Raw genomic sequence first — 2,795 nt, 5'->3', positions numbered from 1 at the left:
ATATATTGGCAACGCGCGCCTGATCGAGATCGCTATCAGTACCCTGGCGACTGACCGCGCCTTGCTGCTCTATGGCCTGCCTGGTACGGCCAAATCTTGGGTCAGCGAGCATCTGGCAGCGGCCATTTCCGGTGACTCAACCCTGCTCATTCAAGGCACGGCGGGTACAGACGAGAGCGCGCTGCGCTATGGCTGGAACTACGCCCGGCTGCTCGTGGAAGGGCCGACGCCGGCGGCATTAGTAGCCAGCCCGCTGATGACGGCCATGCGAGCAGGCAAGCTGGCCCGCATCGAGGAGCTGACACGCATCTCCAGCGAGGTACAGGATACGCTCATCACTATCCTTTCGGAGAAGACGCTGCCCATTCCCGAGTTGAATATGGAGGTACAGGCGCGCAAGGGCTTCAATGTGATTGCCACGGCCAACAATCGCGATAAGGGCGTCAACGATCTTTCAAGCGCCCTGATGCGTCGCTTCAATACGGTGGTGCTGCCACTACCGCAGAATCTGGACGAAGAGGTACGTATTGTAGAGCGGCGCGTGGCGGATCTGGGCCGGGCCCTGGAGCTGCCCGCTGAGAAGCCGGCTCTGGAGGAGATCCGGCGCGTGGTGATGATCTTCCGCGAGCTGCGCGAGGGGAAAACTCTTGATGGCAGTCTGAAGCTCAAGGTTCCCAGCGGCACGCTCTCGACCGCGGAAGCGATCTCGGTCATTAACAGCGGCCTGGCGCTGGCCGCCTATTATGGCGATGGGACGCTCAGGGCTGTCGATCTGGCCGCTGGCCTGACGGGTACCATCGTCAAGGACCCAGTACAGGACCGCCTTGTCTGGCTGGAATATCTGCAGACGGTGATGAAGGAGCGTCATGATTGGCAAGACCTCTACCGCGCCTGCCGGGAGGTGATTTGAGCAGTGAGCTTCCATCTGTTCGGCATCCGCCATCATGGTCCTGGCTGTGCGCGCAGTCTGCGCACAGCTCTCCAGGAGCTGGCTCCCGACCTGGTGCTGGTCGAAGGCCCGGCTGACGCTCAGGAGATTCTGCCGCTGCTCAATCATCCACATATGTGGCCGCCGGTGGCCTTGCTCATCTATCGGCCTGACCAGCCGCGCCAGGCCCGCTACTACCCATTGTCGGCCTTCTCTCCGGAGTGGCAGGCCTTGCGCTATGCCCTCCAGGAAGGCATCGCGGCCCGCTTCATTGATTTGCCGCTGGCCCTGCGCCTCGGCAGCAACATCCAGGAGGTAGAGCACAAGGAAGAGACCTCGCCGTCACCTTCCACCCCCCAGCCTGATGAGGAGCAGGAGCCAACGGAGGAGATCGCCAACGATCCGCTGAGCCTGCTCTCCTTCGCTGCCGGCTACCACGATCACGAACTTTGGTGGGAACAGCAGATCGAGCAACGGCAAAACGCGCAAGGGTTATTCGAAGGCATCCGCGAGGCAATGCGCGCGCTACGCGATGGCCGCCCACCACGCAATCAGGAGGATGCCTGGCGCGAGGCTCATATGCGTCAGATGCTGCGCCAGGCCAGGGCGGAGGGCTTTCAACGCATCGCTGTCATCTGCGGTGCCTGGCACCTGCCGGCGCTTGAAGACCTTGATGCCTTTTCTGAAGCCGATGATCGCGCTCTACTGCAAAGCTTGAAGCGCGTGAATGTTGCAGCAACCTGGATTCCCTGGAGCAATGATCGTCTGGCCTACGCCAGCGGCTACGGCGCAGGCATCGCCGCCCCCGGCTGGTATGAGCTTCTCTGGTCGGCACCGGCGCAGGCCGGGATACGCTGGGTGATACGCGCCGCTGAGCTGCTGCGTCAGGAGGGATTCGATGTTTCTCCGGCCAGTGTGATCGAGGCCGTGCGCCTGGCGGAGGGCCTGGCGGCGTTGCGCGATGCGAGTGCTCCAGGTCTGGCAGAGCTACAAGAGGCTATTCAAAGCGTGCTCTGCCGCGGAGAAACGGCCCCCATGCGGCTGATTGAGCAGCGGCTGGTCATTGGCTCGTGCATGGGGAAGGTCCCGCCGGAAACACCCGCGGTTCCTCTGCAGCGCGACCTGGAGCAGCAACAGCGACGCCTGCGCTTGAAGCCTGCTCCCGAGGTCAAAGAGCTTGAGCTGGATCTGCGCAACGAGACTGACCGCGCCCGCAGCCGCTTACTCCATCGGCTACGTCTGCTCGGCATTCCCTGGGGCGAGCCGCAGACCATTGCGGCCAGCAAGCGCGGTACCTTTCATGAGCGCTGGAAACTGCAATGGCAGCATGAGTTTGCTCTGCTCATCATCGAAGCCAACGTTTGGGGCAATACGCTGGAAAGCGCCGCTACAGGTTTCGCTCTCGCTGCAGCAGAGCACCACGAGCAACTGGCGCAGCTCTCGGAGTTGCTGAACCTGGTCCTGCAGGCCGAGCTGCCGCCGGCCCTTGACCGACTGCTGGAACGCATTCACGCCTGCGCCGCACTGGCCAGTGATGTGCGCCATCTCATGGATGCCATGCCCGCGCTGGCTCGCGTCGCACGCTATGGCGATGTGCGCGGGAGTGACACGCAGCAGGTGCGCACCGTTGTTGAGGCTTTTTTCGCTCGCACACTGATCAGCCTGCCTGGCGCCTGTCTCTCTCTGGACGAGGAGGCAGCTCGGACGCTCCTCACCAGTATCCAGCATATGGACAGCAGTATCCTCACGCTCGCTGACGAGGATCTACACGCGGAATGGTGCGCTCTGTTGAAACGCTTGAGCGAGGAAGAGCAACCCCACCCCCTCCTACGCCAGTCTCGTATACACAACTCCGCGCCCACGAGCC

General features: G+C 62.5%; 2 protein-coding genes. Both read left to right on the top strand.

What is annotated here, in order from left to right:
• A partial coding sequence (locus IRZ24_RS19010; RefSeq protein WP_297167914.1) for an AAA family ATPase occupies positions 1-910 on the top strand: 910 nt, incomplete at its 5' end.
• A 3-nt stretch (positions 911-913) separates the two neighbouring features.
• The coding region (locus IRZ24_RS19005; RefSeq protein ID WP_297167912.1) for a DUF5682 family protein at positions 914-2,795 on the top strand (1,882 nt) is incomplete at its 3' end.

The organism is Thermogemmatispora sp. (assembly GCF_019683755.1).
Lineage (GTDB): Bacteria > Chloroflexota > Ktedonobacteria > Ktedonobacterales > Ktedonobacteraceae > Thermogemmatispora.
This window is presented reverse-complemented; position numbering and strand designations above follow the sequence as displayed.